This window comes from Streptomyces sp. NBC_00988, assembly GCF_045162645.1.
Classification (GTDB): Bacteria; Actinomycetota; Actinomycetes; order Streptomycetales; family Streptomycetaceae; genus Streptomyces.
On the sequence record NZ_CP108730.1, the window covers coordinates 4833847 to 4860679 of the forward strand.

Consider the following 26833-nt stretch of genomic DNA (forward strand, 5'->3'; position numbering starts at 1 on the left):
CACCCCGCTTCCTCACCCGCCCGCCCCACCGGCGCCCCCTCAACCACCTCACCTCGCCCCGCCCTGCCCTGCCCTGCCCTTGGGAGACCTCACCATGCCCGGAATATCCCGGAAAGCGGTCATCGCGCTCGCCGCCTCCGCCTCCTTCGCCCTCCTCACCACCGCCTGTACCGGCCAGTCCTCGTCCGGCGCCTCCGACGACGCCTCGAAGGACGTCACCATCAACTTCTGGCACGCGTGGAGCGCCGCCTCGGAGCTGAGCGCCGTGAAGTCGCTGGTCGCCGGGTTCGAGAAGGCTCACCCCAACATCCACGTGAACGTCGTCGGCAACATGACCGACGACAAGATCAACCAGGCGCTGCGCACCGGCGGCGGCAAGTCCCCTGACGTGATCTCGTCGTTCACCACGAACAACGTCGGCAAGTTCTGTTCGTCGGGCGCCCTGGTCGATCTCAACCCCTTCTTCAAGAAGGACGGCATCGACCCGGAGACGACGTTCCCCAAGGCGATGAACGAGTACACCCAGTTCGACGGAAACCGTTGCACCGCACCGCTGTTGGGCGACGCCTACGGGCTCTACTACAACAAGACGGAATTCGCGAAGGCCGGCATCACCAGCCCGCCCAAGACCTGGTCCGAATTCGAGGCCGACGCCAAGAAGCTGACGATCAGCAAGGGCGACTCGTACTCGCAGCTCGGTTTCATGCCGGACTACCACGGCTGGGAGACCACGACCGAGCACATCTTCGCGCAGTTCTCGCCGACGTACTTCGACAAGAGCGGCAAGTCGGCACTCGCCACCAACCCCGCGTTCAAGGCCGGTTTCACCCTCCAGAAGAAGCTCGTCGACGAACTCGGCGGGTTCAAGAAGCTGGAGAGCTACCGCTCCACGCTCGGTGACGAGTGGGGCGACAAGCACCCCTTCCACACCGGCCAGGTCGCGATGCAGCTCGACGGCGAGTGGCGGCTCGGGATGGCCACGGCCGCGAATCCCAAGCTGGACATCGGAGTTGCTCCGCTGCCCGTGCCGGACGACCAGGTCGCCCAGTACGGCAAGGGCTACATCACCGGCACGATCACCGGAATCGCCGCGACCAGCAAGAAGCAGAACGCGGCCTGGGAGTTCGTCAAGTACATCACCACGGACACGGACGCGGTGGTGAACTTCTCCAACGGCATCCACAACGTGCCCTCCACCCTCGCCGCCCTCAAGTCCCCGAAGCTGAAGTACGACCCGCGCTTCAAGACGTTCCTGGACATCGCGTCGAACCAGTACTCGACGACAAGTCCCGCCTCCATCAACGGCGGTGTGTATCTGACGACGATCCAGAACCTCGGATACGACTACGAGAGCGGCAAGGTGAAGGACCTGGACTCCGCCTTGAAGAGCACCGCCAAGCAGATCGACACCGACATCGCGCAGGCGAAGTAGCCACAGAATGAGCACAGTCACCCTGGCGAAGAAGCGCCGCACGCCCGGCCTCGCCGCGAAACAGCGGAAACAAGCGCTTCGCACCCTCGCCTTCATGTCGCCCTGGCTGATCGGCTTCGCGGTCTTCTTCGCGTATCCGCTGATCTCGACGGTCTATTTCTCGTTCATGCACTACGACGGCTTCAAGCCGCCGACGTGGGTGGGGACGAAGAACTGGACGTACGTCTTCAAGAACTATCCGTACTTCTGGCCCGCGATGCGCAACACCCTGTGGCTGGTCGTGGTGATGGTCTCGCTCCGGGTCGTGTTCGGGCTCGGCGTCGGGCTGTTGATCACCAAGATCAAAACGGCTACGGGTGTCTTCCGGACGCTGTTCTACCTGCCGTATCTCGCCCCGCCCGTCGCGGCGACGATGGCGTTCGCGTTTCTCCTCAACCCCGGTACCGGGCCGGTGAATTCGCTCCTGGAGAAGGTCGGCATCCCGGCCCCGGGCTGGTTCAACGACCCCACCTGGTCCAAGCCGGCGCTCACCCTGCTCGCCCTCTGGGGCATCGGCGACCTCATGGTGATCTTCATGGCCGCGCTGCTCGACGTACCCCAAGAGCAGTACGAGGCAGCCGAGTTGGACGGCGCGTCGGCCTGGCAGCGGTTCCGGTACGTCACGCTGCCGAACATCTCGCCGATCGTGATGTTCGCCGTCGTCACCGGCGTGATCCAGACCATGCAGTACTACACACAGCCCCTCATCGCCGGGAAGGTCGCGTCCGGCGTCATCCAGGGCGCCGGCACCCAGTTCGAGCCCGGCTACCCGGAGAAGTCCACGCTCACCCTTCCCCAGCTCGTCTACAACCTCGGCTTCCAGCGCTTCGACTACGGCTCGGCCTGCGTGGTGGCACTCGTCCTGTTCGCCCTGTCGATGGTGTTCACCGCGTTCCTGATGCGGCGCCGGGGCGGCCTCAACCTGGCAGGTGACTGACCATGGCCCAAGTACTCGACAAGCCCGTGGAGTTGAGGGCGCCGGTGACCCCCGCCGAGCGCACCGCCCGCCGCAAGGCGCTCATGGAGTGGATCGCCGTCCACTCGCTCGGCGTCGCCGCGGCCCTCTTCTTCACCCTGCCCTTCGTGTTCGTGTTCCTGACCTCGCTGATGAGCGACAGCCAGGCCCTCAGCCGCGACCTCATCCCGCACACCTGGGAGTGGGGGAACTACCGCAAGGTGTTCGACACTCCGGGCTTCCTGACCTGGTGGAAGAACACGCTGATCTACGCCGGTCTCGGCACCGTCCTGACCGTCGTGTCGTCGATCCCGGTGGCGTACGCGCTCGCCAAGTTCCGCTTCCGGGGCCGGAATCTGTCGCTGATGCTGGTCATCTCGATGATGATGCTGCCGCCGCAGGTCGTGATCATCCCCATGTACCTGTTCTGGGCCAAGCAGTTGGACCTGTCGGGCACGCTGTGGCCGCTGATCATCCCGATGGCGTTCGGCGACGCGTTCTCGATCTTCCTGCTGCGGCAGTTCCTGATGACCATCCCGAACGAGTACCTGGACGCGGCGAAGGTCGACGGCTGCGGCGAGTTCAAGACGCTCGTGCGGGTCGTGCTGCCGATGGCCAAGCCCGGTATCGCCGCCGTGGCGCTCTTCCAGTTCTTCTACGCCTGGAACGACTACTTCGGGCCTCAGATCTACGCGTCGGAGAACCCCGGTGCCTGGACGCTGAGTTACGGCCTGGAGTCGTTCAAGGGCGCACACCACACCGACTGGAATCTCACCATGGCCGCGACCGTGCTGGTCATGGCCCCCGTGATCCTCGTGTTCTTCTTCGCGCAGAAGGCGTTCGTCGAGGGCGTCACGCTCACCGGAGTGAAGGGTTAACCCCGTATGAAACTCACCGTGGTCGGCGGAGGCTCGACCTACACACCCGAACTCATCGACGGCTTCGCCCGGTTGAGGGACACCCTGCCCGTCGAGGAGCTCGTCCTCGTCGACCCGGCGCCCGAACGCCTGGAGCTGGTGGGCGGGTTGGCCCGCCGGATCTTCGCCAGGCAGGGGCACCCCGGTCGGATCGTCACGACGGACGACCTGGACGCCGGTGTCGAGGGCGCCGACGCGGTGCTGTTGCAGCTCCGGGTCGGCGGGCAGGCGGCCCGCGAGCAGGACGAGACGTGGCCGCTGGAGTGCGGCTGTGTCGGCCAGGAGACGACCGGTGCGGGCGGCCTCGCCAAGGCACTGCGGACCGTACCGGTCGTTCTCGACATCGCCGAGCGGGTCCGGCGTACGAACCCGGACGCCTGGATCATCGACTTCACCAACCCGGTGGGGATCGTGACCCGCGCCCTGCTCCAGGCCGGCCACAAGGCGGTCGGCCTGTGCAACGTGGCGATCGGTTTCCAGCGGAAGTTCGCCGGACTCCTCGGGGTCACCCCGACCGATGTGCACCTCGACCATGTGGGCCTCAACCACCTCACGTGGGAGACCGGTGTGCGGCTCGGCGGTCCCGAGGGCGAGAACGTGCTGCCCAAGCTGCTCGGCGAACACGGCGACGACATCGCCGCCGACCTGAGCCTGCCCCGGGTGCTGCTCGACCGGCTCGGCGTCGTCCCGTCGTACTACCTGCGCTACTTCTACGCGCACGACGAGGTCGTACGGGAACTGCGGACGAAGCCGTCCCGGGCCTCCCAAGTGGCCGAGATGGAACGTGAGTTGCTGAAGATGTACGCCGACCCGGCCCTCGACGAGAAGCCCGCGCTGCTCGCCAAGCGCGGGGGCGCCTACTACTCCGAGGCCGCCGTCGACCTGGCCGCCTCGCTGCTCGGCGGGGGCGGCAGCCCGTACCAGGTGGTGAACACGTACAACAAGGGGACGCTGCCGTTCCTGCCGGACGACGCGGTGATCGAGGTGCAGGCCGCCGTCGGCGCGAAGGGCGCGACTCCCCTTGCCGTGGCGGAAGTCGACCCGCTGTACGCGGGGTTGATGGCCAACGTGACGGCGTACGAGGACCTCGCCCTGGAGGCCGCGCTGCGCGGGGGCCGGGACCGGGTGTTCCGGGCGCTGCTCTCGCATCCCCTGATCGGCCAGTACGAGTACGCCGAAGCCCTGACCGACCAGCTGATCGCGCACAACCGGGAGCACCTCGCGTGGGCCTGACCGCAAGTGTCCTCGCCGTCGACGCGGGCAACAGCAAGACCGACGTCGCGGTCGTGGCGGCCGACGGGGAAGTCCTCGCCGCGGCCCGCGGCGGCGGGTTCCGGCCGCCGGTCGTGGGCATCGAGACGGCCGTGGACAACGTCGCCGAAGCCGTCGCCCGCGCCTTCGCGGAGGCGGGGGTGAGCGCGGTCGACCATGTGTCGGCCTGTCTCGCCAACGCCGACTTCCCCGTGGAGGAGGAGCAGTTGGCCGCCGCGCTGCACGCGCGCGCGTGGGGCACGGGTGTGGAGGTGCGCAACGACACGTTCGCGATCCTGCGGGCGGGCATCCCGGAGCCGCGCGGTGTCGCCGTGGTGTGCGGGGCGGGCATCAACTGCGTCGGCATGCGGCCCGACGGCCGTACCGCCCGCTTCCCGGCGATCGGCCGTATCTCCGGTGACTGGGGCGGCGGTTGGGGCCTGGCGGAGGAGGCCCTGTGGCACGCGGCCCGCGCGGAGGACGGACGCGGCGGCCCTACGGCCCTGGCGCGTACGCTCCCGGCGTACTTCGGCCTGGACTCGATGTACGACCTCATCGAGGCACTGCATCTGGAACACGTCGAACACCATCGCCGGCACGAGTTGACGCCGGTGCTGTTCGCGACGGCGGTGGACGGCGACCCGGTGGCCCGCTCGATCGTGGACCGGATGGCGGAGGAGGTCGTGGCCATGGCGACGGTCGCGCTGACCCGCCTGGACCTGCTCGACGAGGAGGCGCCGGTGCTGCTCGGCGGCAGCGTCCTCGCCGCCCGGCATCCCCAACTGGACGACCGTATAAGGGAGTTGCTGGCCGCCAAGGCACCCAAGGCGGTGGCGACGGTCGTCACCGCGCGGCCGGTCCTCGGCGCCGTCCTGCTCGGTCTGGACCATGTGGGCGCCGCGGCCGAGGCACATGCGCGGGCCAGGGCCCATTACGAGCACTGACACCCGGGAACCGAACAGATTCCCACGGCGTATTCATGGACAGGGGGGCGGTGCGGGGCGTTGTGTGGTGCCGGAAATCCGGTGACCGCGCTGCGATCCGATCAAGATCCAGTGAAGGCCGGTGCGGAATGTCAGTCCTGGCGGCGATACTTGCCGCGACGGGATGACCCTGGGGGAGGTCAGCAGTGACACAACCGCAGAAGAGCAGTACGGCGCCACCGGGCACCGCGGTGCCCACGATGCCGGTGCTGCCGCAGCAGCCGGGCCGGTCGGGGGCGCCCGCGCCCCGGCGTACGCCGGACGCGGCGCCCGCGCGCCGTACGGCGCTCGCCGAGGGCGTCGACCAGTTGCGCGCGGCAGCCACCACCGAGCCGGGCCGGCTGCGGGCCATCGGCGCGCTGCTGGCCGTGCTGGTGATCGCGTTCGGCGCGGTCACCGCCTGGCAGACCGACACCCGGGCGACGGCGGCGGGCGACGTGCTCCACCACAGCCAGCCGCTCAGTTCGGACGCGGCGGACATATACCGCTCGCTCGCCGACGCCAACACGATGGCGGCCAGCGGTTATCTGGCGGGGCTCCAGGAGACGCAGGCGACCCGCGACCAGTACGAGGCGGACATCAGGACGGCCGCCGCGAAGCTCGTGACGGCCGCCGCCAACACCGACCCGGGCTCGTCGTCCGCGACCACCATCAAGCAGCTCAACGAACTGCTGCCGGAGTACAAGGGCCTGGTCGAGTCGGCCCGCGCCAACAACCGGCAGGGCTTCCCGGTGGGCGGCGCCTATCTGCGCGCGGCGAACGACACCATGCAGAACAAGATGCTCCCCAAGGCCGAGACCCTCTACAAGACGGAGAACCAGCGGCTGAGCGACGACTACGGGGACGCGAAGCCGTACCCGTGGTTCGCGATCGCCCTCGGGCTCCTCGCGCTCGGCGGTCTGGCCTGGGCCCAGCGGCGCAACTACCAGCGCACGAACCGGGTGTTGAACCACGGCCTGGTCGCCGCCTCGGCGACCACCGCGGTCGTCCTGCTGTGGGTGGTCGTCGGCCACACCGTCGCGCGCGCGGGGCTCGACGCCTCGTACGACCACGGCGTGAAGTCGCTCAACGTGCTGCACGACGCGCGGATCGCCTCCCTGAAGGCGCGCAGCGACGAGAACCTGACGCTGGTCAGCCGCGGCGCGGAGACGAAGACGCTGGCGGACAAGACGGTCGTGGACGCCTACGACTACGAGTACGACCAGGAGATCGCGAAGCTCGGCAAGGGCCTGAAGCTGGCCGACTCGCTGGCCGACGACTCCGCGGGCCGCAAGCCCGTCGCGGTCGCCAACAACTCCATGAAGGTCTGGATCGCCCGCCACGCGAAGGTCAGCGACGACAACGAGAAGGGCCTCTACCAACAGGCCCGTGACGGTGTCATCGGCAAGAACGGCGCGACCGGCGAGTGCTTCACCGCCGTGGACGCCTCGCTGAACACGGCACTTGAGCACGAGACGAGCGAGTTCAGGAAGTCCGCGGGCGACGGCCTGGACGCGATGACCGGCCTCACCGCCGGGGCCGCGGTGCTCGCGGTGCTGGGTGCGGCCGGGGCCGTCCTGGGCATCGGGCGCAGGCTGTCGGAGTACCGGTGAAAGGGGGCGTGACGATGCGCGCACGGAGTGACTTCTTTCGCCGGCTGAACGCTGTACGACGCGTGCGGGCCGGTCTGCGGGGCTGGGGCGGGGTGGGCGCGATGGCGGCCGTCTGCGTCCTCGCGGTCGCCTTCGTGCTGCTGCTGCCGCTCACGCAGTCGCGCGGCGAGAGCGGCGCGGCCCTCGGCGGTCAGCGGACGGTCCAGGGCACCCAGGCCAGGGCGCCCAAGTGCGACGAGGCGACCGTCCAGAACCAGAGCCCGTCCCCGTCGGACGCCGACGGCACCACGATCGACGCCATCAAGGCGCGCGGTGTGCTGAAGGTGGGCATCGACCAGAACAGCTACCGCTGGGGCTACCGCAACCCCAACAGCTCCTCCGGTGACCTGGAGGGCTTCGACATCGACCTGGTCACCGCGATCGCGAAGAACATCTTCGGCGACTCGTACACCGCCAACAGCGTTCAGTTCCTGGCCATCCCGACCAACCAGCGCATCCCGGCGGTCCAGGACAAGCAGGTCGACATGGTGGTCCGCACCATGACGATCACCTGCGACCGGGCCGGTCAAGTGGCCTTCTCCGCCCCGTACTTCCTCACCGGCCAGCAGGTCCTCGCCCCGAAGGCGTCGACGATCACCGGCTACGACAAGTCCCTGGCCGGCAAGCGCGTCTGCTCCGCGTCGGGCTCCACGGCGAACGACCGGCTGACCGACGACAAGGCGAGCGGCAAGCTGCCCGCCAGCGTGCGGATCCTGCCGCCCGTCGCCAACCAGCTGGACTGCCTGGTGGAGCTCCAACTCGGCCAGGCCGACGCGGTGGTGACCGACGGCGCGCTCGCCGCGAGCCAGGCCGCGCAGGACCCGACGGTGGAGCTGAAGGGCGCCACGTTCACCAAGGAGTACTACGGCGTGGCGATGAACAAGGACGCCACCGATCTGGTACAGCGGGTCAACCGAATACTGGAGAGCTACCGCACCAGCCCGGACGGCTGGCGGGCGTCGTACGCGAAATGGCTGCTGCCCACCCTGGGTAAGAACTCGGAGTCGGCCGACCCGCCGACCCCGCACTACACGTGACGGACCGTCAACTACCGAACGGCACAACGGACCTTCCACGGAACACAACGCAGCGAGAGGTGATCGATGGGCGTCACGGGACCCCCCGGGCCGGTAATGGACCGGGACGAGGTGGACCGTGCGCTGGCGCGGCTCGGCGCGGAGCACGAGGCCATCGAGACCTCGCTCCTCGCCCTGCAGGACCACGCGGGCCGCAGACTCCTCGAAGGCGCCGAGCTGACCGGCACAACCAAGGAGCGCTGGGCGTCCACCGACGCGTCGATCACGCTGCTGTGGGCGTACTTCGACGCCTACACGGACGCGTTCCGCGCCGCCCAGAGCATCCGCTCCCGGCGTCGCTGGTCCAGCCGTGAGGACCTGGTCGAGCTGACCGAGCTGCTGCGCGGCGAGTCCGTCACGGTCGCCGGTTCCACCACGGCGACCGCCAACATGCCGACGCTGACCGGCGGTTCGAGCAAGCTGAGCCACCAGTTCTCGCTGAGCGCGCTCGTCGACGAGATGAACGACCTGTACGCGAACTCGCTGGACATGGTGGTCACCTCCGACGCGGTGTGGTCGGCGCTGCCCGCCCGGATCGATTTACTGGCCGCGGAGTTGCAGCGCACCCGCCAGCTCGCCCACTCCGTCGGCGTCCGCCCGGGCGAACACCCGGCGGGCGACGACCTGGAGCGCATCACACGCGTCCTGACCGACCTGCGCGAGCGTGTGATCTCCGACCCGCTGGCCTACTGGGTGCGCGCGCAGGGCAGTTCGGCCCCCGGCGGCGGCCGCCCGGACACCACGGTCTACGACCGGGAGGCGCGCGCCCTGGAGGACGTGCGCCGCGAGATCGACGCCGTGCTCACCGTCCGGCAGGACGCGGAGGCGCGGCTGGTGAAGCTGCGGGACGTGCTCTCCCGCGCGGACCGCACCCTCTCCGAGGCACGCACCGCGCGCGGTGAGGTCCTCGCGAAGATCGCCGCCACGGAGGTGCCGGTCGTCGGCGGACCGCCGACCGTGCTCCAGGAGCAGCTGTCGACGGCCGCCGAGTACCGCAGACACGCCCAGTGGCACCGTCTGTCCCCGCTCCTGGAGTCCCTGGAGCAGAAGGCGGAGGACGAACTGCTGCGCGCCCGCGAGTCGTTGACCGCGGTCACCCAGCCGCTGGCGGTCCGCGCGGAGCTGCGCGGCCGCCTCGACGCGTACAAGGCGAAGGTCGCCCGGCACGGCCTCGCGGAGGACCCGCTGCTGATCGAGCGGTACGACGCGGCCCGCCGCATGCTGTGGAGCGCGCCCTGCGACCTGCGCGTCGCCGAACAGGCGGTGCTGCGCTACCAGCACGCGGCCGCCGAGCAGTTCAACGCTCCGCGGACACATCCGCAGGGCGGTCCCGAGGACCAGAGGGGGCCGGGCGCGTGAGTGACGAGGAAGAAGCGGGGTCGGTCATGAGCGAGACACAGCAGAAGTGTCAACGGCCGGGCTGCGAGGGGTCGTACGAGGACGTCGGCGGCGGCGAGCTGTACTGCGACACGTGCGGTCTGGCGCCGGTGGTGTCGGCGAAGGGCGCGATCAGCTCGCCGCCCACCGGGATGACCAGCGGCAAGGGCTCGCGGGGCACGGGGAGCGGCAGTTCCCGTACCAGCAGCCGCAGTTCGCGTACGTCGTCGCAGTCGTCGAAGTCCCGGCGCTCGGTGTCGGGGCGGCTCTCGCGCTCGGAGTCGGGGCGGTCCACCGGCCGTTCGGTGTCGGTGCGCAGCTCCGGCTCGTCGTCCGGGACCTCCAGCCGCGGCCGGCTCGGCGTCGGCCTGGTGCAGGTGCCGGCGGTGCCGCGGCCCGATCCGCGCGGGATGGTCCTGGAGAACCCGGAGGTGCCCGAGCGCAAGCGGTTCTGCTCGCGCTCGGACTGCGGTGCGCCGGTGGGGCGCTCCCGCGGTGACAGCCCGGGGCGCACGGAGGGTTTCTGCACCAAGTGCGGCAACCCGTACTCGTTCACGCCCAAGCTGGAAGCCGGCGACATCGTGCACGGCCAGTACGAGACCGTGGGCTGCCTCGCGCACGGCGGCCTCGGCTGGGTCTATCTCGCCGTGGACCGCGCGGTCTCCGACCGCTGGGTGGTCCTCAAGGGCCTCCTCGACACCGGCGACCAGGACGCCATGGAGGCCGCGATCTCCGAGCGGCGCTTCCTCGCCAAGATCGAGCACGCCAACATCGTGCGGATCTACAACTTCGTGGAGCACCTGGACCAGCGGACGGGTTCGCTGGACGGGTACATCGTCATGGAGTACGTCGGCGGCAAGTCCCTCAAGGAGATCGCCAACGACCGCCGTACGGAAGGCGGGAAGCGCGATCCGCTGCCGGTGGAACAGGCCTGCGCGTACGGCATCGAGGCCCTGGAGGCGCTCGGCCACCTGCACAGCCGCAACCTGCTGTACTGCGACTTCAAGGTCGACAACGCGATCCAGACCGAGGACCAGCTCAAGCTGATCGACATGGGCGCGGTGCGCAGGATGGACGACGACGAGTCGGCCATCTACGGCACGGTGGGCTATCAGGCGCCGGAGGTCGCGGAGGTCGGCCCGTCGGTGGCGAGCGACCTGTACACCGTCGCCCGCACCCTCGCGGTGATGACCTTCGACTTCCAGGGCTACACGAACGTCTTCGTGGACTCCCTGCCCGACCCGGACAACATCGAGGTCTTCCGCCGCTACGAGTCGTTCTACCGGCTCCTGGTCCGCGCCACCGACCCCGACCCGGCCCGCCGGTTCGCCTCCGCGCAGGAGATGGCCGAGCAGCTGACGGGCGTCCTGCGCGAGGTCGTCTCGCTGCAGACCGGCCGGGCCCGCCCGTCGCTGTCCACCCTGTTCGGGCCCGAACTCAAGGTCACGGACACGGAGTTGTTCCCGACGCTGGACGGGGACGTGTCCCTGCTGGGGGCGAGAGCGGTACTGCCGCCGAAGCGGACCCCAAGTGCCCGCTCCGGCACGGCACTTGCCGAACGCCCCAATGGCAGTTCGGTGTTGACCGCGCTCAACGGCAGCGCCCCGAGCACCGTCAAGCAGGTCGACTCCCCCGCCGTGGCGCTCGCGCTGCCCGTTCCGCACGTCGACCCGAGCGACCCCAACGCGGGCTTCCTGGCGGGCCTGATGGCGACCGCGGCGACCGAACTGCTCGGCGCGCTCGCGTCCGCACCGTCGCCGTCCGTGGAGACCCGGCTGCGGCAGATCCGGGCCTGGCTGGAGAACGGCGACTCGTACACCGCGCTGGACGCCCTGGCGAAGCTGGAGGACGAGCGGCCCGACGACTGGCGGGTGGTCTGGTACACGGGCGTGGCCGCGCTGGCGACCCGTGACTTCGAAGCCGCCGCGCTGTCCTTCGACGCGATCTACGACGCCTTCCCGGGCGAGCCCGCACCGAAGCTGGCGCTGGGCCTGTGCGCCGAGGTGCTGGGGCAGCTGGACAACGCGGCCGAGTACTACCGGCTGGTGTGGTCGACCGACCCGAGCTATGTGAGCGCGGCGTTCGGCCTGGCCCGCGTCCAGTTCGCGACCGGCGACCGGAAGGGCGCCGTACGGACGCTGGAGTCGGTGCCCGAGGCGTCGATCCACTACACGGCCGCGCGGGTGGCCGCCGTGCGGGCGCGGCTTCGGGAGCGGGCCGCGACGGCGGACGACACGCCGTTCCTGGACGATCTGACCGCGGCCGCCGGACAGGTGGAAGCGCTGGAGGGATACGGTCTGGACGCGGTCCGGCGCGAGCGGTTGTCGGCCGAGGTCCTCGGCCGCGCCCTCGACTGGATACTCTCCGGAGGCCAGGGTTCCGTACCGCTCACGCGGCGGGAGCTGCTCGGCAGCGAACTGGACGAGCGGGGACTCCGCTTCGGCCTGGAGCGTTCGTACCGCACGCTGGCCCGGCTGGCACGGGACGGCGAGGAGAGGATCGACCTGGTGGAACGAGCCAACCGTTACCGCCCCCGGACGTGGGTGTAGTTGATGTCGCAGATGCCCCAGCTCTCCGCCTGCCCGAGCTGCGAAGAGCCCCTGGAGTCCGGTGACCGCTTCTGCGGCGCGTGCGGATACGACCTGTCCGCCGTGCCCGCGCCGCCGGACGACCACCCGACGCTCACCATGAACGGCGCGGTGCCGCTCCCCCCCGAGGAGGCCGCGGACGTGGACTGGCCCGTGGTGCCCCAGCCGGAGAACTCCGAGACCCCGCCGGCGGTCCATCTGCCCACCGATCTGGCCGGCACCGACTCGGGCGGCACCCCCCTGCCGTCCAACGCCCCGCTGCCGCCCACCGGTTCGCCGGTCTCCCCGGCCACGGGCGTACGGTTCGACCGGCCGCCGGAGCCCGACGAGTACCCCCTACAGGCGCCGGACCCGCGGGTCGCCGCCGATCCGCCGACCGCGGGCGAGGGCGTCAAGGTGTGCGTGGCCTGCCGCTCGGGCCGGGTCGACCCGGACGGCTACTGCGAGAACTGCGGGCACGCCCAGCCCCGCGAACGCGACCACATGGAACAGGAGTTGGGCCCGCTCGCGGCGGTCAGCGACCGCGGGCTGCGCCACCACCGCAACGAGGACGCCTTCGCCGTAGGACAGTGTGTGCTGCCCGACGGGGCGCCCGCGCTGGTCGCGATCGTGTGTGACGGGGTGTCGTCGGCTACCCGGCCCGACGCGGCCTCGCTGGCCGCTTCGCGGGAGGCGGGCGAGGCGCTGCTGGCCGCGCTGCCGCAGGGGACGCATCCGCAGGCGGCGATGCACGAGGCGATCATCGCGGCCTCGCACGCGGTCAACTCCCTTGCCCAGGAGCCCGCCACGGCCCGCGAGCACGCCCCGCACCAGAACGCGCCGGCCTGCACACTGGTCGGCTCCATCGTCACCCCGACCCTTCTCGTCGTCGGCTGGGTCGGCGACAGCCGCGCCTACTGGATCCCGGTGGACCGCAGTTCACCGCCGGCCCGGCTCACCGAGGACGACTCGTGGGCGGCCCAGATGGTCGCCGCGGGCCTGATGAGCGAGGCGGAGGCCTACGCCGACGAGCGCGCCCACGCGATCACCGGCTGGCTCGGCGCGGACGCGTACGAACTGGAGCCGCACACCGCCTCGTTCAAGCCGGACCGCCCCGGCGTGGTGGTGGTCTGCACGGACGGACTGTGGAACTACGCGGAGTCCGCCGAGGAGATGGCCGAGATCGTCCCCGCCGACGCGGCGGTCCGTCCGCTGCACAGCGCCCAGGTGCTGGTCGGCCACGCGCTGGACGGCGGGGGCCACGACAACGTAACAGTGGCCGTCGTGCCGTTCCCCGCCCCGCCGCAAGGGGCAGTAATCGGCTGAAGGCCGTAAAACCGCGGGATCGCGAAGAAACGTCGGCCTCGGACCGGTGGGGACCGGTCCGCACATAGTCATCGCCCCATTCAGGTGGGGTACTTGAGGGGGATCAGAGTAGGCATGGCCAATTTCTCGAAGTCGAACGTGCCACAGTTCTCGGTCGACGTGTACCAGAACGAGTACCTGCCGGAGGGCGGCCGCGAGGTCAACGCGATCGTCACGGTGACCTCGACCGGCGGCGGCACCATCGGGAGCCCGGTCGCGGCGCCCCACCTGTACTCGGCCGGGCAGGGCCCGGACGCGGCCGTGGCGATCATGGTCGACTGCTCGGGGTCGATGGACTACCCGCCGACCAAGATGCGCAACGCCCGGGACGCCACGGCCGCCGCGATCGACACCCTGCGCGACGGGGTGCACTTCGCGGTGATCGGCGGCACGCATGTCGCCAAGGAGGTCTATCCGGGCGGCGGGGCGCTCGCGGTCGCCGACGCCCGGACCCGCGACCAGGCCAAGCAGGCGCTGCGCAAGCTGAGCGCGGGCGGCGGTACGGCGATCGGCACCTGGCTGCGCCTCGCCGACCGGCTGCTGTCCTCCGCGGACGTCTCCATCCGCCACGGCATCCTGCTGACCGACGGCCGCAACGAGCACGAGGCGCCGGAGGACCTGAAGGCGGCCCTCGGTTCCTGCGCCGGACGTTTCACCTGTGACGCGCGGGGCGTCGGCACCGACTGGGAAGTGAAAGAAGTCACAGGGATCGCCTCCGCGCTGCTCGGCACCGCCGACATCGTCGCCGACCCGGCCGCCCTCTCCGCCGACTTCACGAAGATGATGGAGACGGCGATGGGCAAGGAGGTCGCGGACGTCGCGCTGCGGCTGTGGACGCCGGTGGGCACGGCCATCAAGTTCGTCAAGCAAGTCGCGCCCAGGGTCGAGGAGTTGACCGACCGCCGCACCGAGGCGGGACCCCGCGCGGGGGACTACCCCACCGGGTCCTGGGGAGACGAGTCCCGTGACTACCACGTGTGCGTCGAGGTCCCCGAGGCCGGCATCGGCCAGGAGATGCTCGCCGCCCGGGTCTCGCTGGTCGTCCCGCAGCCCGACGGAAGCACCCAAAACCTGGGCGCCCAGGGCCTGGTGAAGGCCGTATGGACCGACGACATGGTGGCGTCCACGTCCATCAACCCGCAGGTCGCGCACTACACCGGCCAGGCCGAACTGGCGCAAGTCATCCAACAAGGGCTCGATCTCCGCAAATCGGGAGATGTCGACGGAGCAACGGCCAAACTGGGACGGGCCGTTCAGCTCGCCAGCGTCTCCGGAAACGCGGATACTGCGAAACTGCTTGCGAAGGTGGTGGACGTGGTCGATGCCGCGGCGGGTACTGTGCGACTGAAGGCGAAGGTCGCGGAGGCCGACGAGATGACTCTCGAAACACGGTCCACAAAGACTGTTCGTGTAAAGAAGTGACTTAGCCAGCACGACTCCGTGAGACCCAGAACGACCCTGTGCGAAAGGGGGACGCGCCGACATGCCGACCTGCCCGAACGGACACCAGTCGGGTTCCGACGACTGGTGCGAGGTCTGCGGTCACCGCATGGCCGGTGCCGTGCCCCCGCCCCCTCCCCCGCCCCCCGGCGGCGGCTACGGCTTCCCGCCGCCCGCGCCCGGCCGCGGCCCGTCCGCCGAGGCGGAGCTCTGCCCGCAGTGCCGCACGCCCCGCGAGGGCGGTGCGCCGTTCTGCGAGGAGTGCCGGTGGAACTTCCTCACGAACACGGCGACGTCGTACACCCCGGCCGCGCCGCGCCCCTCGACCCCGGGCCCCGGCCCCGGCCCGAGCCCGGCGTCCCGCTTCCAGCAGCAGCCCCCGCCGCCCGGTCCCGGTCCCGGTCCCGGTCAGTCGTACGGCGGTGACCCCTACGAGTACCAGGGCTCGCGGCCGTCGCAGATGAACCGGCCCGCGGAACCCATACCCCCGTTCGGCAGCGAGCCGACGGGGCGACCTGGTGCGCCCGGCGGACCTGGTGGATCCGGTGGTCCTGGCGGACCGAACGGTCCCGGTGGCTTCGGTGGCGAACGGCAGGGTGGGCCCGGCCCGCAGGGGTTCGGCGGCGAACGCCAAGGCGGACCCGGTGGCCAGGGCGGACCTGGTGGGCCTGGTGGCCCCGGTGGTCAGGGCTCGCAGGGCTTCGGCAATGAGCGGCAGGGTGGGCCCGGCGGTCCTGGCGGCCCCGGGTCGCAAGGCTTCGGCGGTGAGCGCCCGGGCGGCGGTCCCGGTGGTCAGGGTGGACCTGGTGGTCCCGGTGGCCAGGGCTCGCAAGGCTTTGGTGGCGAGCGGCAGGGCGGCCCTGGTGGCCCCGGCTCGCAAGGTTTCGGCAATGAGCGGCAGGGCGGTCCCGGTGGCCCCGGCGGCGCGCAGGGCTTCGGTAGTGAGCGTCAGGGTGGCGGTCCCGCGCCCTTCGGGAACAACGACCCGTCCGGTCCGCCGCGCCCCTTCGGCAACGACCCCTCCGGCCCGCCCCCTCCCTTCGGCAACGAGGCGTCCGGCCGTCCCGGCCCGTTCGGCAATGAGCAACCCCCGGGTCCCGGCGGCCAGTTCGGCAACGAGCGCCCCCGCCAGGGCGACTTCGGCGGCGGCCGCCCCGGCACCTTCGGCGGCGAGCGGCAGGGTCCGCCCGGACCGTTCGGCAACGAGCCCTCGAACCCGCAGGGTCCGCCGAACTTCGGCCCGGACCCCTCGCGCCCGATCCCGCCGCCCCCCGGACCGACCCCGCCCGCGGGTCCCGGTGGGACGAGCGGCGCCCCGCAGGCCTTCCAGCAGTCCGCCCCGCCGGCCCCGCCCGGGTTCCCGCAGGAGACGAACCGCCCGCAGCAGGGCGGCTCGCCCTTCGGCGGCGGTGACGACGACTGGGTGATCTCCCCGCCGACCCCCGGCTCCCCGGGCGGACCCGGTGGTCAGGGCGGACCTGGTGGTCCCGGTCAGGGTGGCGGTGGCTACGGCTATCCGCAGCCCGGTTCGACCCAGGCACCGCCTCCGCCGCGTCAGGCGTACCAGCAGCAGCCGACGACGTGGATGGCGACGATCGGCCCGGACCGCGAGTACTTCATGGCGATGATGCAGCGTTCGGGGCCGGAGGCCGCGGGCCTCAACCTGCCCGCGTACTCGCCCGAGCAGCAGCGCCAGCTCACCGGCAACCAGATCACCATCGGCCGTCGCCGGCACTCCACCGGCGAGTCTCCCGACATCGACCTGTCGGTGCCGCCGGAGGACCCGGGTGTCTCGCATCAGCACGCGGTGCTGGTGCAGCAGCCGGACGGGAGCTGGGCGGTTGTCGACCAGAACTCGACGAACGGCACGACCGTCAATGGCGGCGAGGAGCCGATCCAGCCGTTCGTACCGGTGCCGTTGCAGGACGGGGATCGGGTGCACGTCGGGGCTTGGACGACGATCACGGTTCGGCGGGGTTAGTACCCAGCCGTCTGCTGTCAGCCCCGCGCCCCTTGCAGGGACGTAGTAGTTACCGGAGAGGCCAGGTGTACGGCCCCTCCGGGGCATCCAGCCATGCCCGCACACCTTCACCGCCGACCGTGACACCGTAGCGCTCTCGGCCTGGTCTCCCCTCGTGCTCCCACAGCTCGCGGGCCTCCTGCGGATCGAGCGTGCCGTGGGTGAGGGTGAGCAGGAAGCGGAGTAGTTCGTGGTCGCCGGGGCGGTGCGGGATCTCGCCCTGTACGGCGGGTTCGGTGCCGCGCAGGGGGACGAAGTACGCGGCCGTGTTCAGGAAGGTGCCCTCCGCGTGGGTCGCGTCGCGGACGGTGAGGGCGATCAGGCCGGTGGCAAGCGGGGCCAGGATGCGGGCGCCGGGGCTGCACTGGGCCGGCCAGGCTCGCGGGATCGACGTCAGGGCACAGGTCGCGATGATGCGGTCGTAGGGACCGTGTTCGGGGACTCCGCGGGTGCCGTCGCCGGTGACGACGGTCGGGCGGTGGCCCGCGTCGGCGAGGTGGGTGCGGGCGGACTCGGTGATCTCCGGTTCCAGGTCCACGGTCGTCACCTGCTCGTCGCCGAGCCGCTCCGCGAGCAACGCCGCGTTGTAGCCCGTCCCCGCGCCGATCTCCAGCACCCGGTCGCCGTCCGCGACCCGCAGCTCGGCCAACATCCGTGCCATCAGGGAGGGTTGGCTGCTGGACGACACCAACTCCCCGTCCCGCAGCCGCGTGGCGAGCGGTACGTCGGCGTAGACCCCGCGCAGCCAGCGTTCCCGGGTGCGCGGGTCGGGGCTGTCCCGCCACAACCGCTCGTTCCCGTCGGCGACGGCCACGTAGTAGTACGGCACGAACAGGTGCCGCGGCACCGCCGCGAACACCGCCCGCCACCCGGGGTCCGTGTCCCAGGCGCCGCTCAGGCCGATCGCCCGCACCAGTTCCGCCCGCGCGGAGACGGCGACGGCGTCCAGGTCCTTGTCGAGAGCGTGCGCGCTCATACGTCCACTGTCCTGCCGTAGCGGCCGGGAGGCGAGCGGTCCTAAGTCCGAAGTCCTCCGCCGCCCCGTCTGAGACCATGGGGAGTGTGAACGAGATTCGGCGCGGCACGCTTCAGGAGCAGACCTTCTACGAGCAGGTCGGCGGGGAGGAGACCTTCCGCCGCCTCGTCCACCGTTTCTACGAGGGCGTCGCCGGGGACCCGCTGCTGCGGCCCATGTACCCGGAGGCGGACCTGGGTCCGGCCGAGGAGCGCTTCACCCTCTTCCTGATGCAGTACTGGGGCGGCCCGACGACGTACAGCGACAACCGCGGCCACCCGCGCCTGCGCATGCGCCACGCCCCGTTCCAGGTCGACCAGGCCGCACACGACGCCTGGCTGAAGCACATGCGTGTCGCCGTCGACGAACTCGGCCTGTCCGAGGAGCACGAGCACACGCTGTGGAACTACCTGACGTACGCGGCCGCCTCGATGGTGAACACGGCGGGCTGACCGCCGCTCACTGAACGTCGGATTCCGGTCGTACGGCGCCGGTATCCGGTCACGATCCGGTCAAGCAGTGGTCGCAAACGGTTACTCACCGCCGGTCCCCTCTGGCAGCATCGCCGGGAAGATCGGACAACGGCGGGGGGCCGGGTGGGGTTCGTCCTGGTACGCGCGCGGGCGCACCGCCTGCTGCTCGCCGCCGCGCTGCTCACGGTCCTGCTGACCACGGCGGTCCTCACGACGCTCACGGCCTACTCGGGCGCGATCGGCGACGCGGCGCTCCAGCACTCCCTGAACGACGCCCGCAACGCCCCCGACACCGCCCTGATCGTGAAGGCCGACGTCCCGCCCGCCGGGCGCGCGGCCGCCGACACCGCCGTACGGAAGGCGGCGGGGCGGACCTTCGACGAACTGCCCGTGACGGTACGGACGTTGGTGCGCTCGGGGCCGTACGCCCTGCCGCGCTCGCTGCAGCCGCGGGCCGAGCGGTCCGGCGATCCGGATCTCACCTACTTCGGGGCCCTGGACCGGACGCAGGTGCGGCTGGTCTCGGGCCGCTTCCCGCGCGCGACGGCCTCGGGGGACATCGAGGTCGCGCTGCCGCGCACCGCGGCCGAGGGGCTCGGGGTGCGGGCCGGCGCGCGGCTCACCCTCGACAACCGGCTCAGCGGCCCCAAGGCGCACATCCTCGTCACGGGTGTCTACCGGCCCGCCGTCGCGAGCGCCGCCTACTGGCTCCTCGACGACCTGCGCGGCCGCGGCCTCAGCACGGCCGGTTTCACGACCTACGGCCCGCTGCTCACCGATCCCGCGAGCCTCGCCGGGTTGAGCGCCGGGCCGTCCGCGTGGCTCGCGTCGGCCGACTTCTCCACGCTGACGACCGGGCGGATCGGCACCCTGCGCGCGAGCGCCGGGGCGGGCGGCGCCTCACTGCGAAAGTCCGGTGTGGTGCAGGGAGTTACGACGGCGACGACCTCGCTGCCGGACGTACTCGACCGGATCGACCGCTCGTTGCTCGTCTCCCGCTCCACCCTGCTGATCGTCGCGCTCCAGCTCGCGCTGCTCGCGGGGTACGCCCTGCTGCTGGTGGCCCGGCTGCTGAGCACCGAACGGGCGGGCGAGAGCCGCTTGTTGCGGGCGCGCGGCGGTTCACGGGCGCGGATCGCAAGCCTGTCCGCGGTGGAGGCGCTGCTGCTCGCCGTACCGGCGACGGCAGTTGCGCCGTTGTTGGCGGGCCCGCTCACCGAACTCCTCGCCGGACACGGCGCGTTGGCGCGGATCGGCCTGCACCTGGACACCCCGGCGGGCGGCCGGGCCGGGGTGTGGCTGGTCGCGGCGGCCGTCGCCCTCGGCTGCGCGCTGGCGGTGACGCTCCCCGCGCTGACGTCGTCCTTCGAGGGCGGCCGGGCCCGCGCGGTCCCCGCTCCGCTGCGCGCGGGTGCGGACATCGGGCTGCTGGTCGTGGCCGGGGTCGCCTACTGGCAGCTGAACCGGCAGACCTCGGGAGCCGTCAGCACCGACAACTCCGGGACGCTGGGCGTCGATCCCCTGCTCGTCGCGGCCCCCGCCCTCGCCCTGCTCGCGGGCACGGTCCTGACGCTACGGCTGCTGCCGCCGGTGGCACGGCTGGCCGAGCGCCGGGCCGCCGCCGGGCGGGGGCTGCCGGTGGCGCTGGCGGGCTGGCAGTTCAGCCGCCGTCCGATGCGCGGTGCCGGGCCGGTGCTGCTGCTCGTGCTCGCCCTGGCGCTGGGCATGCTCGCCATCGGCCAGAGCGCCTCCTGGAACCGCTCGCAGAGCGACCAGGCCGACTTCCAGGCCGGGGTGCCGGTCCGCGTACTGGCCGCCGGTGACGGCGGGTTGGGCCGCACGGAGACCTACGCGGGCCTTCCCCGCGTACGGGAGGCGGCCCCCGCCGTCCGCACCTCCCTGTCCCTCTCCGGCGACCGCACGGCGACCGTGCTGGCCCTGGACACGGCCCGCGCGTCGGACGCGGTACTGATCCGACGGGACCTGACATCGGGACACCCCGCCGGACCACTGCTGGCCGGCCTCGCGCCGAAGGGGACCACGGCCGGGACCCGAATCCCGGCTGGAACAGCCCGGTTGACGATGCGGGCGGGCATCCGCGCCACGGGCCCGCGGACGACGGTCGACGTCACGGCCACGGTCGAGGACCGCTACGGCACGCCGTACCAGGAGCCGCTCGGCCAACTCCCCACGGACGGACGGTCGTACGACCTGACACTCGACCTGTCCCCGGAACTCGGCCCGCTGACCCTCACCGGGCTGCAACTGGACCTGCCCCAGCCCGGCGACCACGCGGCCCAACACCGGCTCACTGTCGGCGAGTTGAGCGCCACGGACACGGAGGGAAAGGTGCGGCGGCTGACGCTGCCCGCCGCCTGGACGGGGAGGTCCTCCGTCAGCGCGTCGTACGGCAATGCCAACCCGCGCGCTCCCAGGGCGATTTCGGCGAACCCGCTGACCGTCGACTACGACACGGGATACATCCCGGACAAGGACTTCTGGACGAACGCCTCCGTCACGGTGCAGCTGCGGGTCGTCCAGCCCGCGGCGGCCGAGATCACCGCCGTCGCCACCGACCGCTACCTGGCCTCGGCGGGCGCGCACACCGGGCAGCGGGTACAGGTGACGCTCGGCGGGGAGGACCTGCCGGTGCGGATCGTCGCGGCGGTGCACGGGCTGCCGACGACGGGTGACTCCGGTGATTCGGCCGCGCAGGACGGGGGCGCGCTGCTGGTCGATCTCCGGTCCGTGAACCGGGTGTTGGAGGCGCGCTACGGCGCGAGCGTCACGCCCACCGAGTGGTGGCTGCGGACGGCGCCGGGCGACGCGGCGACGGTGGCCGCGGCAGTGCGCGCGCTGCCCGACGTCGATCCCACGGAGGTCGTGGTGCGGGAGGAGATCGCCCAGGAACTGCGCGACGACCCGTTCGGCGCGGGACCCGAGGCCGCGTTCGCCGCGGCGGCGCTGGTGGCGGCGGCCCTCGCCGCGGTGGGGTTCGCGGTGAGCACGGCGGGGTCGCTGCGGGAGCGCGGCGCGGAGTTCGCCGTACTGCGCGCACTGGGCGCCCCGCGCCGCCAGCTGGCCCGCATGATCGCCGCCGAACAGGGCGTCCTGGTCGCCCTGGCCCTCGTGGTGGGCACGGCCCTGGGAACCGTACTGACCCGCGCGGTGATCCCCCTGATCGTCCTGACGGCCCGCGCGACCCGCCCGGTACCACGCGTCCTGGTCGAACTGCCCGTCACCCACGTGGCGTTGCTGCTGGTGGCGGTGGCGGTGACCCCGCTGATCGTGACGGTGACACTGGCGTTGCGACGGGCCGATCCGGCGACTTCGCTCCGGGAGCAGGGGGGTGAGTGAGATGGGGGACGAGAAATCAGGAAGTGCGGTGGATTCCGGGGGTGTTGAGCGTTCTGCGGGTGCTGAGGGTCCCGGCGTCGCCGTGACCGCCCCCTGGGTCCGTACCCGGCTGCGTTCCGCCCCCGGTGCCGCCTGGGCGCTGGCGCTGCTCGTCGTGGTGACCGCGTGTCTGGCCGCCGTGTTCCCGCGGGCGCTGGACCGGTACGAGGACGCCGGGCTGCGGCACACCGCGCGGGAGGCGGGACCCGACCGGACCTCCGTCCAACTGACCGGCTCACAGCCCGACTTCGTGCTCCCGCAGCAACAGCGTGAGGCGGACCTGCGCCCCGCCGCGCTCCGCGGGCAGTACGACAAGGTCCGTACCGCGGTCGGCCGTCCCCTCGTCATCGACCCCGCCCAGTCCGCGTACGGTGTGCGTCCCGCCGAGGACCTTGCCGTGCCGGACAGCTGGATACCGCGCCCGAACGGGCTGCCCGCACACGTCTACCCCGCCGCCCAGAGCGACCTCGCCGGACACGCGACGGTACGGGAGGGCCGGTTCCCGCGCGCCTCCGGCCAAGTCACCGCGCAGACCCCGGAGATCGAGGCCGCGGTCACCGTCGCGACCGCCAAGAGCCTGCACATCAAGGTGGGTTCGGTCATCCACGTACCCGGTGAGGGACGCGCCCCGCTCGCCGTCCGCGTCACCGGCATCCTCACCCCGCGCGACCCCGCCGGCGCCTACTGGTCGACCCAGCCCGGGCTCCGCACCCCGACCCTGGTCGTCCTGCCGACGCCTGACCAGCCGAAGTACTGGCTCGGCGCCCTGCTGTTGGCCCAGGACGCGGCCCCCGCCCTCCTCGGCACAGCAGCGAAGCCGGTCCCGTACTGGCAGTTGGCCCCCGAACTGACGGCCCTGCACGCCCACGACCTGGACAACCTGAAGACCGCCGTCGCCGCACTCGAATCGGGCCCGGGCCTCCAACGGGCCCGCACCTACACCAACCCCGACACCAACCTGAGCACCGGTCTCGACGACGTGTTCACCACCTTCGGCCAACTCCGCTCCGGCATCCGCCCGTTGACCGCCGTCGCGGCCTTCGGCACCGGCACGGTCGCCGTCGTCGTCCTGCTCATGGCGGGCGGCCTCACCGCGGACCGCCGTCGCACCGAACTCGCCCTGCTCCGCGCCCGCGGCGCCTCCCTGCGCGGCCTCACCGCCCGCCTGCTCGCCGAGACGGCCGTGATCGCGGTACCGGCAGGGGCACTTGGCCTGACCGTCGCGCTGCTGGCCGTCCCGGAGGGCCGCCGCCGCTACGCCGTCGCGGCCGCCCTCGCGGTCACCCTCACCGCGTCCGCCGCGCTCCCCGTACGCGCCGCGCTCACCCACCGGGCCGTCCGCGTCCACGGTCCCCGCGAGGACGTGACGACCGTACGCCCGTCCCGGCGCCGTACGGTCGCCGAACTCACCCTGCTGGTGGTGGCGTCCGGCGCGGTGGAGGCCCTGCGCAGACGCGGCACGTCCGGCTCGGCGGGGGATCAACTGGTGTCCCTGGCCCCGGTGTTGGTGGGCGTGATCGCGGCCTTGGTGCTGGTGCGCGTGTATCCGTTCCTGCTGCGCCGGCTGGCCCGTCCGGCGAGCCGGCTGCGGGGCGCGGTGGGCCATCTGTCGCTGGCCCGGGCGGGCCGTACGTCCGTCTCCGCGGTCCTCCCCCTGCTGGCCCTCCTCACCGCGCTCACCACGGCCGCGTTCGGCGGTTCGGTCCTCGCGGGCGTGAGCGACGCCCGCGACCACGCGGCACTCCTCGCCGTCGGCGCGGACGCCCGCGTCGACGCGACCGCTCCCCTGCCGAGCCAACTCCCCCGCGAGGTAAGCCGATTGGCGGGGGTGCGCGGTCTCGCCGAGGTGAGCATCACCGACGAGGCGAAACCGCTGGACGGCCTGGAGGCGGTCCCGCTGGTGGGCGTGAACCCCAATGCCTACGCGGAGTTGGCGGATCGCACGGGCCTGGGAGCCTTCCCCGAGGGGCAGTTGAAGCGCCCCTCGGGCTCGGATGTCGTCCTCCCGGCCCTCGCCTCCCCCTCCGTGGCGAGGGCGTACGGCACCCGCCCCTTCCTCGTGCGGCTGCCGGACACCAGCGCGGTCACCGTGCGGATCGTGCTCGTCCGGGACGTGACCCCGGCCCTGTCCGGCGCCGACTTCCTGGTCGTGGACCGCGCCGGGCTGTCCGGTACGGCGGCCCGCCCGACCTCGCTGCTGGTGACCGGCGACCGGGTGAGCGGGGCCGCGCTGCGCAAGGCGGCCGGCTCCTCGGCCGGTGTGACGGTACGGGCCGAGGAACGCGCCCGGTACGTCGACTCGCCCCTCCAGTCCGGCGCCGAACGCATCTACACGGCGGCGGTGGCGGCGGGCGCCGGTTACGCCGTACTGGCCCTCCTGCTCTCCCTGCTGCGCGCGGCCCCGGAACGCGCCGCGCTGCTGGCCCGCCTCCGCACGATGGGCCTCACCCGAGCACAGGGCCGCCGCCTGCTCGTCCTGGAGTCCCTGCCCCAGGCCCTGTTGGCGGCGGCGGGCGGCGCGCTCACCGGCTGGGCGACGATCCGTCTGCTCGCCCCCGGCATCGACCTGACGTCGGTGGCCCTGGCGTCGGCCCAGAACCCGGTCGGGGAGGCCCAGTTGAGAACCGACCCGGTGTCACTGGCCGTCCCGGCGATCGGGGTGCTGCTGGTGGCGGTGGGGGTCGCGGGGGTGCAGGCGTGGTGGTCCGGACGGCGGGGATCCGTACGGGAGTTGAGGGCGGGGGACGCGCGGTGAGCCGTAGAGAAGACGTTCATGGACAAGGCGTTCATGGACAAGGCGTTCGTGAAGAAGGCTTTCGCCGAGCAGTCGGCTGTGACCGAGGAGAGCGTCGATGACCACGAACCCCACCCTCGCCGACCTCGCCACCCGCGCGGCCGAGAGTCGCAACCGGCCCGCCTACGGCCATGACGCGCTGATCACCTGCGACCGGCTGGTCCGTATCTTCACCGCGGACGGGGTCGAGGTGCAGGCACTGCAGGGGCTCGATCTCCTGGTCAGGGAGGGCGAGTTGATGGCTCTGGTGGGGGCCTCGGGCAGTGGCAAGTCGACGCTCATGAACATCCTGGCCGGGCTGGACACGCCCACCGCCGGTGCGGCGCGGGTGGCCGGCCGGGACCTGCTCACGATGACCGCGAAGGACCGGCTCGCCTACCGTCGTGAGGTCGTCGGGTTCGTCTGGCAGCAGACCTCCCGCAATCTGCTCCCCTATCTGACTGCGGCTCAGAACATCGCCCTGCCCATGCAGTTGTCCGGCATCCGCTCCGGGCGCCGGGCGAAGGCCGAACGGGCCCTGGAACTGCTGGAGTTGCTGGAGGTCGCCGACTGCCGTGACCGGCGCCCGCGGGAGATGTCGGGCGGTCAGCAGCAGCGGGTGGCGATCGGGGTGGCCCTCGCCAACGCCCCGGCCGTGCTGCTCGCCGACGAACCCACCGGCGAACTCGACTCCCACACCGCCGAACAGGTCTTCGCCGCGTTCCGCACGGCGAACGAGCAGTTGGGCACCACCATCGTGATCGTCACCCACGACCAGGCGGTGGCCACCGAGGTCCGCCGCACGGTCGCCATCCGCGACGGCCGCACCTCCACGGAGGTCCTGCGGCGCAGCGAGGTCGACGCGACGACGGGCCACGAGACGGTCGTAGCGAGGGAGTACGCGATGCTGGACCGGGCGGGGCGGCTCCAACTACCCGCCGAATACACGGAGTCGCTGGACATGCGGGACCGGGTGGCCCTGGAACTGGAGGCGGACCACATCGGCGTGTGGCCCGACGACAGCGAGCAGCGGTGACCGCGCTCAGCGCACGCTGACGCCGAACGCCCCAAGTCCCGCCCTGCGCACGGCGATCGAACCGTACGGGGTGCGGAGCCTCAGCCACGCGCCCGACGAGAACAGGCCCGACTCCCCGCCGGGGCGCAGGAAACCGAGCGACTGGGCCGCGTGCACGGCGCGCACCGGGAGCGGGGTGTCGCCGACCGTGCGGGACCAGATCTCCCGTCCTATGCGGTCGAGTTCGGTGCGCGTGCGGGTCTCGGCGGTCAACTCGTCAGTGCGGGAGCGGAATTCGGCGACTCCGGCCGCGATCATCCCGCGCAGTGCCTGCGGGCCCGGCAGGCCGGACTCGGGGGTCCAGCCGCCGCGGGGCGGCAGGACGCCGGCCCACGGCGGGCCGGTCACCGCGGCCGGTACCCCGGCCGTGGCCGCCGACTCGTCGAGCAGCTCCAGGAGTTCACCGGCGGAGACGGTCACGTCGAGGGTGACGTCGAGGCCGTTCTCGTAGGGCTTGGCGAGGCGTACCGCGCGGATGGCGAGGACCTCGAAGGACGGCGGACGGCCGAAGACGGCGAGCGCCGTGCCGGTCGCCTGGAGGCGGACCGCGGCGCCGCGGTCGTAGTGGAGCAGGCGGGAGAGGAAGGCCGCGAGATCCGCCGCCTCCCCTTCGTCGGCGAGGTGGAGGACCGTCATGCGGCGACGGCCTCGTCCTCGGCGTCGTCCCGGTATTCCTCCAGGAACTCGCGTTCCTCGGCGGTGATCCGGCGCGGGCGCTGCGCCTCGAAGTCGAACGGGACGACGACCGTGCAGGCCCGGACGTAGATCTGGTCGCCGTCCTTCACCTCGTAGGTGATGGTGAAGGACGCCGCCCTGATCTCGGTGATCCACAGCTCGATGTCCACGGGCGTGTGCCGGTGGACGAGCTGGCGTTTGTAGTCGATCTCGTGGCGCGACACCACCGAGCCCTGCTTGAAGTCCTTCTCCGGGCGGAACAGGAAGTCGATACGGGCTTCCTCCAGGTAGCGGAGGAAGACCACGTTGTTCACGTGGCCGTACGCGTCCATGTCCGCCCAGCGCAGTGGGCAACGGTAGATGTGGCGCAAGA

The 26833-nt window shown here is 71.7% G+C and carries 19 protein-coding genes; 16 read left to right on the plus strand and 3 right to left on the minus strand.

Features of this window, described 5'->3' with window-relative positions; all coding sequences use genetic code 11:
- The first annotated feature begins 94 nt into the window (after positions 1-94).
- The 12 genes from OG496_RS21985 (at position 95) to OG496_RS22040 (ending at position 17014) form a co-directional block, all read left to right on the plus strand.
- Positions 95-1432: an ABC transporter substrate-binding protein gene (locus OG496_RS21985; RefSeq protein WP_366490777.1), complete on the plus strand. Its 1338-nt coding sequence runs from the start codon at positions 95-97 to the stop codon at positions 1430-1432.
- A gap of 7 nt (positions 1433-1439) precedes the next feature.
- Positions 1440-2408 (plus strand): carbohydrate ABC transporter permease, encoded by a 969-nt coding sequence (locus tag OG496_RS21990; RefSeq protein ID WP_399391681.1) that lies wholly within the window; start codon positions 1440-1442, stop codon positions 2406-2408.
- Between the two features lie 2 nt (positions 2409-2410).
- Positions 2411-3304 (plus strand): carbohydrate ABC transporter permease, encoded by an 894-nt coding sequence (locus OG496_RS21995; protein ID WP_019065642.1) that lies wholly within the window; start codon positions 2411-2413, stop codon positions 3302-3304.
- Positions 3305-3310: 6 nt separating this feature from the next.
- Complete coding sequence (locus OG496_RS22000) at positions 3311-4576, plus strand: 6-phospho-beta-glucosidase (RefSeq protein ID WP_366490775.1); 1266 nt, start codon at positions 3311-3313, stop codon at positions 4574-4576.
- Positions 4567-5538 (plus strand): N-acetylglucosamine kinase, encoded by a 972-nt coding sequence (locus OG496_RS22005; RefSeq protein WP_405972096.1) that lies wholly within the window; start codon positions 4567-4569, stop codon positions 5536-5538. The genes OG496_RS22000 and OG496_RS22005 overlap by 10 nt, the downstream gene beginning before the upstream one ends.
- A 185-nt stretch (positions 5539-5723) precedes the next feature.
- The gene (locus OG496_RS22010) at positions 5724-7169 is read left to right on the plus strand and encodes a hypothetical protein (protein ID WP_405972097.1); all 1446 of its coding nucleotides are present in this window, start codon (positions 5724-5726) and stop codon (positions 7167-7169) included.
- Between the two features lie 14 nt (positions 7170-7183).
- Positions 7184-8245 (plus strand): glutamate ABC transporter substrate-binding protein, encoded by a 1062-nt coding sequence (locus OG496_RS22015; RefSeq protein WP_405972098.1) that lies wholly within the window; start codon positions 7184-7186, stop codon positions 8243-8245.
- 66 nt (positions 8246-8311) lie between these two features.
- Positions 8312-9643 (plus strand): hypothetical protein, encoded by a 1332-nt coding sequence (locus tag OG496_RS22020; protein ID WP_405972099.1) that lies wholly within the window; start codon positions 8312-8314, stop codon positions 9641-9643.
- A gap of 26 nt (positions 9644-9669) precedes the next feature.
- Positions 9670-12210 (plus strand): tetratricopeptide repeat protein, encoded by a 2541-nt coding sequence (locus tag OG496_RS22025; RefSeq protein ID WP_405972100.1) that lies wholly within the window; start codon positions 9670-9672, stop codon positions 12208-12210.
- On the plus strand, positions 12211-13554 hold the full coding sequence (locus OG496_RS22030; protein ID WP_405972101.1) for a PP2C family serine/threonine-protein phosphatase: 1344 nt from the start codon (positions 12211-12213) through the stop codon (positions 13552-13554).
- A gap of 114 nt (positions 13555-13668) precedes the next feature.
- A complete protein-coding gene (locus OG496_RS22035) occupies positions 13669-15015 on the plus strand; it encodes a VWA domain-containing protein (protein WP_366490769.1) in 1347 nt (448 codons plus the stop codon).
- 61 nt (positions 15016-15076) lie between these two features.
- A complete protein-coding gene (locus OG496_RS22040; protein WP_405972102.1) occupies positions 15077-17014 on the plus strand; it encodes an FHA domain-containing protein in 1938 nt (645 codons plus the stop codon).
- A gap of 49 nt (positions 17015-17063) precedes the next feature.
- Here the strand turns inward: OG496_RS22040 and OG496_RS22045 are convergent, their stop codons facing one another.
- Positions 17064-18029 (minus strand): methyltransferase domain-containing protein, encoded by a 966-nt coding sequence (locus tag OG496_RS22045; protein ID WP_405972103.1) that lies wholly within the window; start codon positions 18027-18029, stop codon positions 17064-17066.
- 77 nt (positions 18030-18106) lie between these two features.
- On the opposite strand from OG496_RS22045, the gene OG496_RS22050 reads away from it, so the two are divergent.
- The 4 genes from OG496_RS22050 (at position 18107) to OG496_RS22065 (ending at position 25746) form a co-directional block, all read left to right on the plus strand.
- Complete coding sequence (locus OG496_RS22050) at positions 18107-18520, plus strand: globin (protein WP_405972104.1); 414 nt, start codon at positions 18107-18109, stop codon at positions 18518-18520.
- A gap of 144 nt (positions 18521-18664) precedes the next feature.
- Entirely contained in the window at positions 18665-21898 is a 3234-nt protein-coding gene (locus OG496_RS22055) for an FtsX-like permease family protein (protein ID WP_405972105.1), read from the plus strand.
- Between the two features lie 82 nt (positions 21899-21980).
- Positions 21981-24692: an FtsX-like permease family protein gene (locus OG496_RS22060; RefSeq protein WP_405972106.1), complete on the plus strand. Its 2712-nt coding sequence runs from the start codon at positions 21981-21983 to the stop codon at positions 24690-24692.
- 97 nt (positions 24693-24789) lie between these two features.
- Positions 24790-25746, plus strand: coding sequence for an ABC transporter ATP-binding protein (locus OG496_RS22065; RefSeq protein ID WP_405972107.1), 957 nt, complete (start codon positions 24790-24792; stop codon positions 25744-25746).
- Positions 25747-25752: 6 nt separating this feature from the next.
- On the opposite strand, the gene OG496_RS22070 is transcribed toward OG496_RS22065, so the two are convergent.
- Positions 25753-26421: a hypothetical protein gene (locus OG496_RS22070; protein WP_405972108.1), complete on the minus strand. Its 669-nt coding sequence runs from the start codon at positions 26419-26421 to the stop codon at positions 25753-25755.
- The gene (locus OG496_RS22075; protein WP_405972109.1) at positions 26418-26831 is read right to left on the minus strand and encodes an acyl-CoA thioesterase; all 414 of its coding nucleotides are present in this window, start codon (positions 26829-26831) and stop codon (positions 26418-26420) included. The genes OG496_RS22070 and OG496_RS22075 overlap by 4 nt, the downstream gene beginning before the upstream one ends.
- Between the last annotated feature and the right edge of the window lie 2 nt (positions 26832-26833).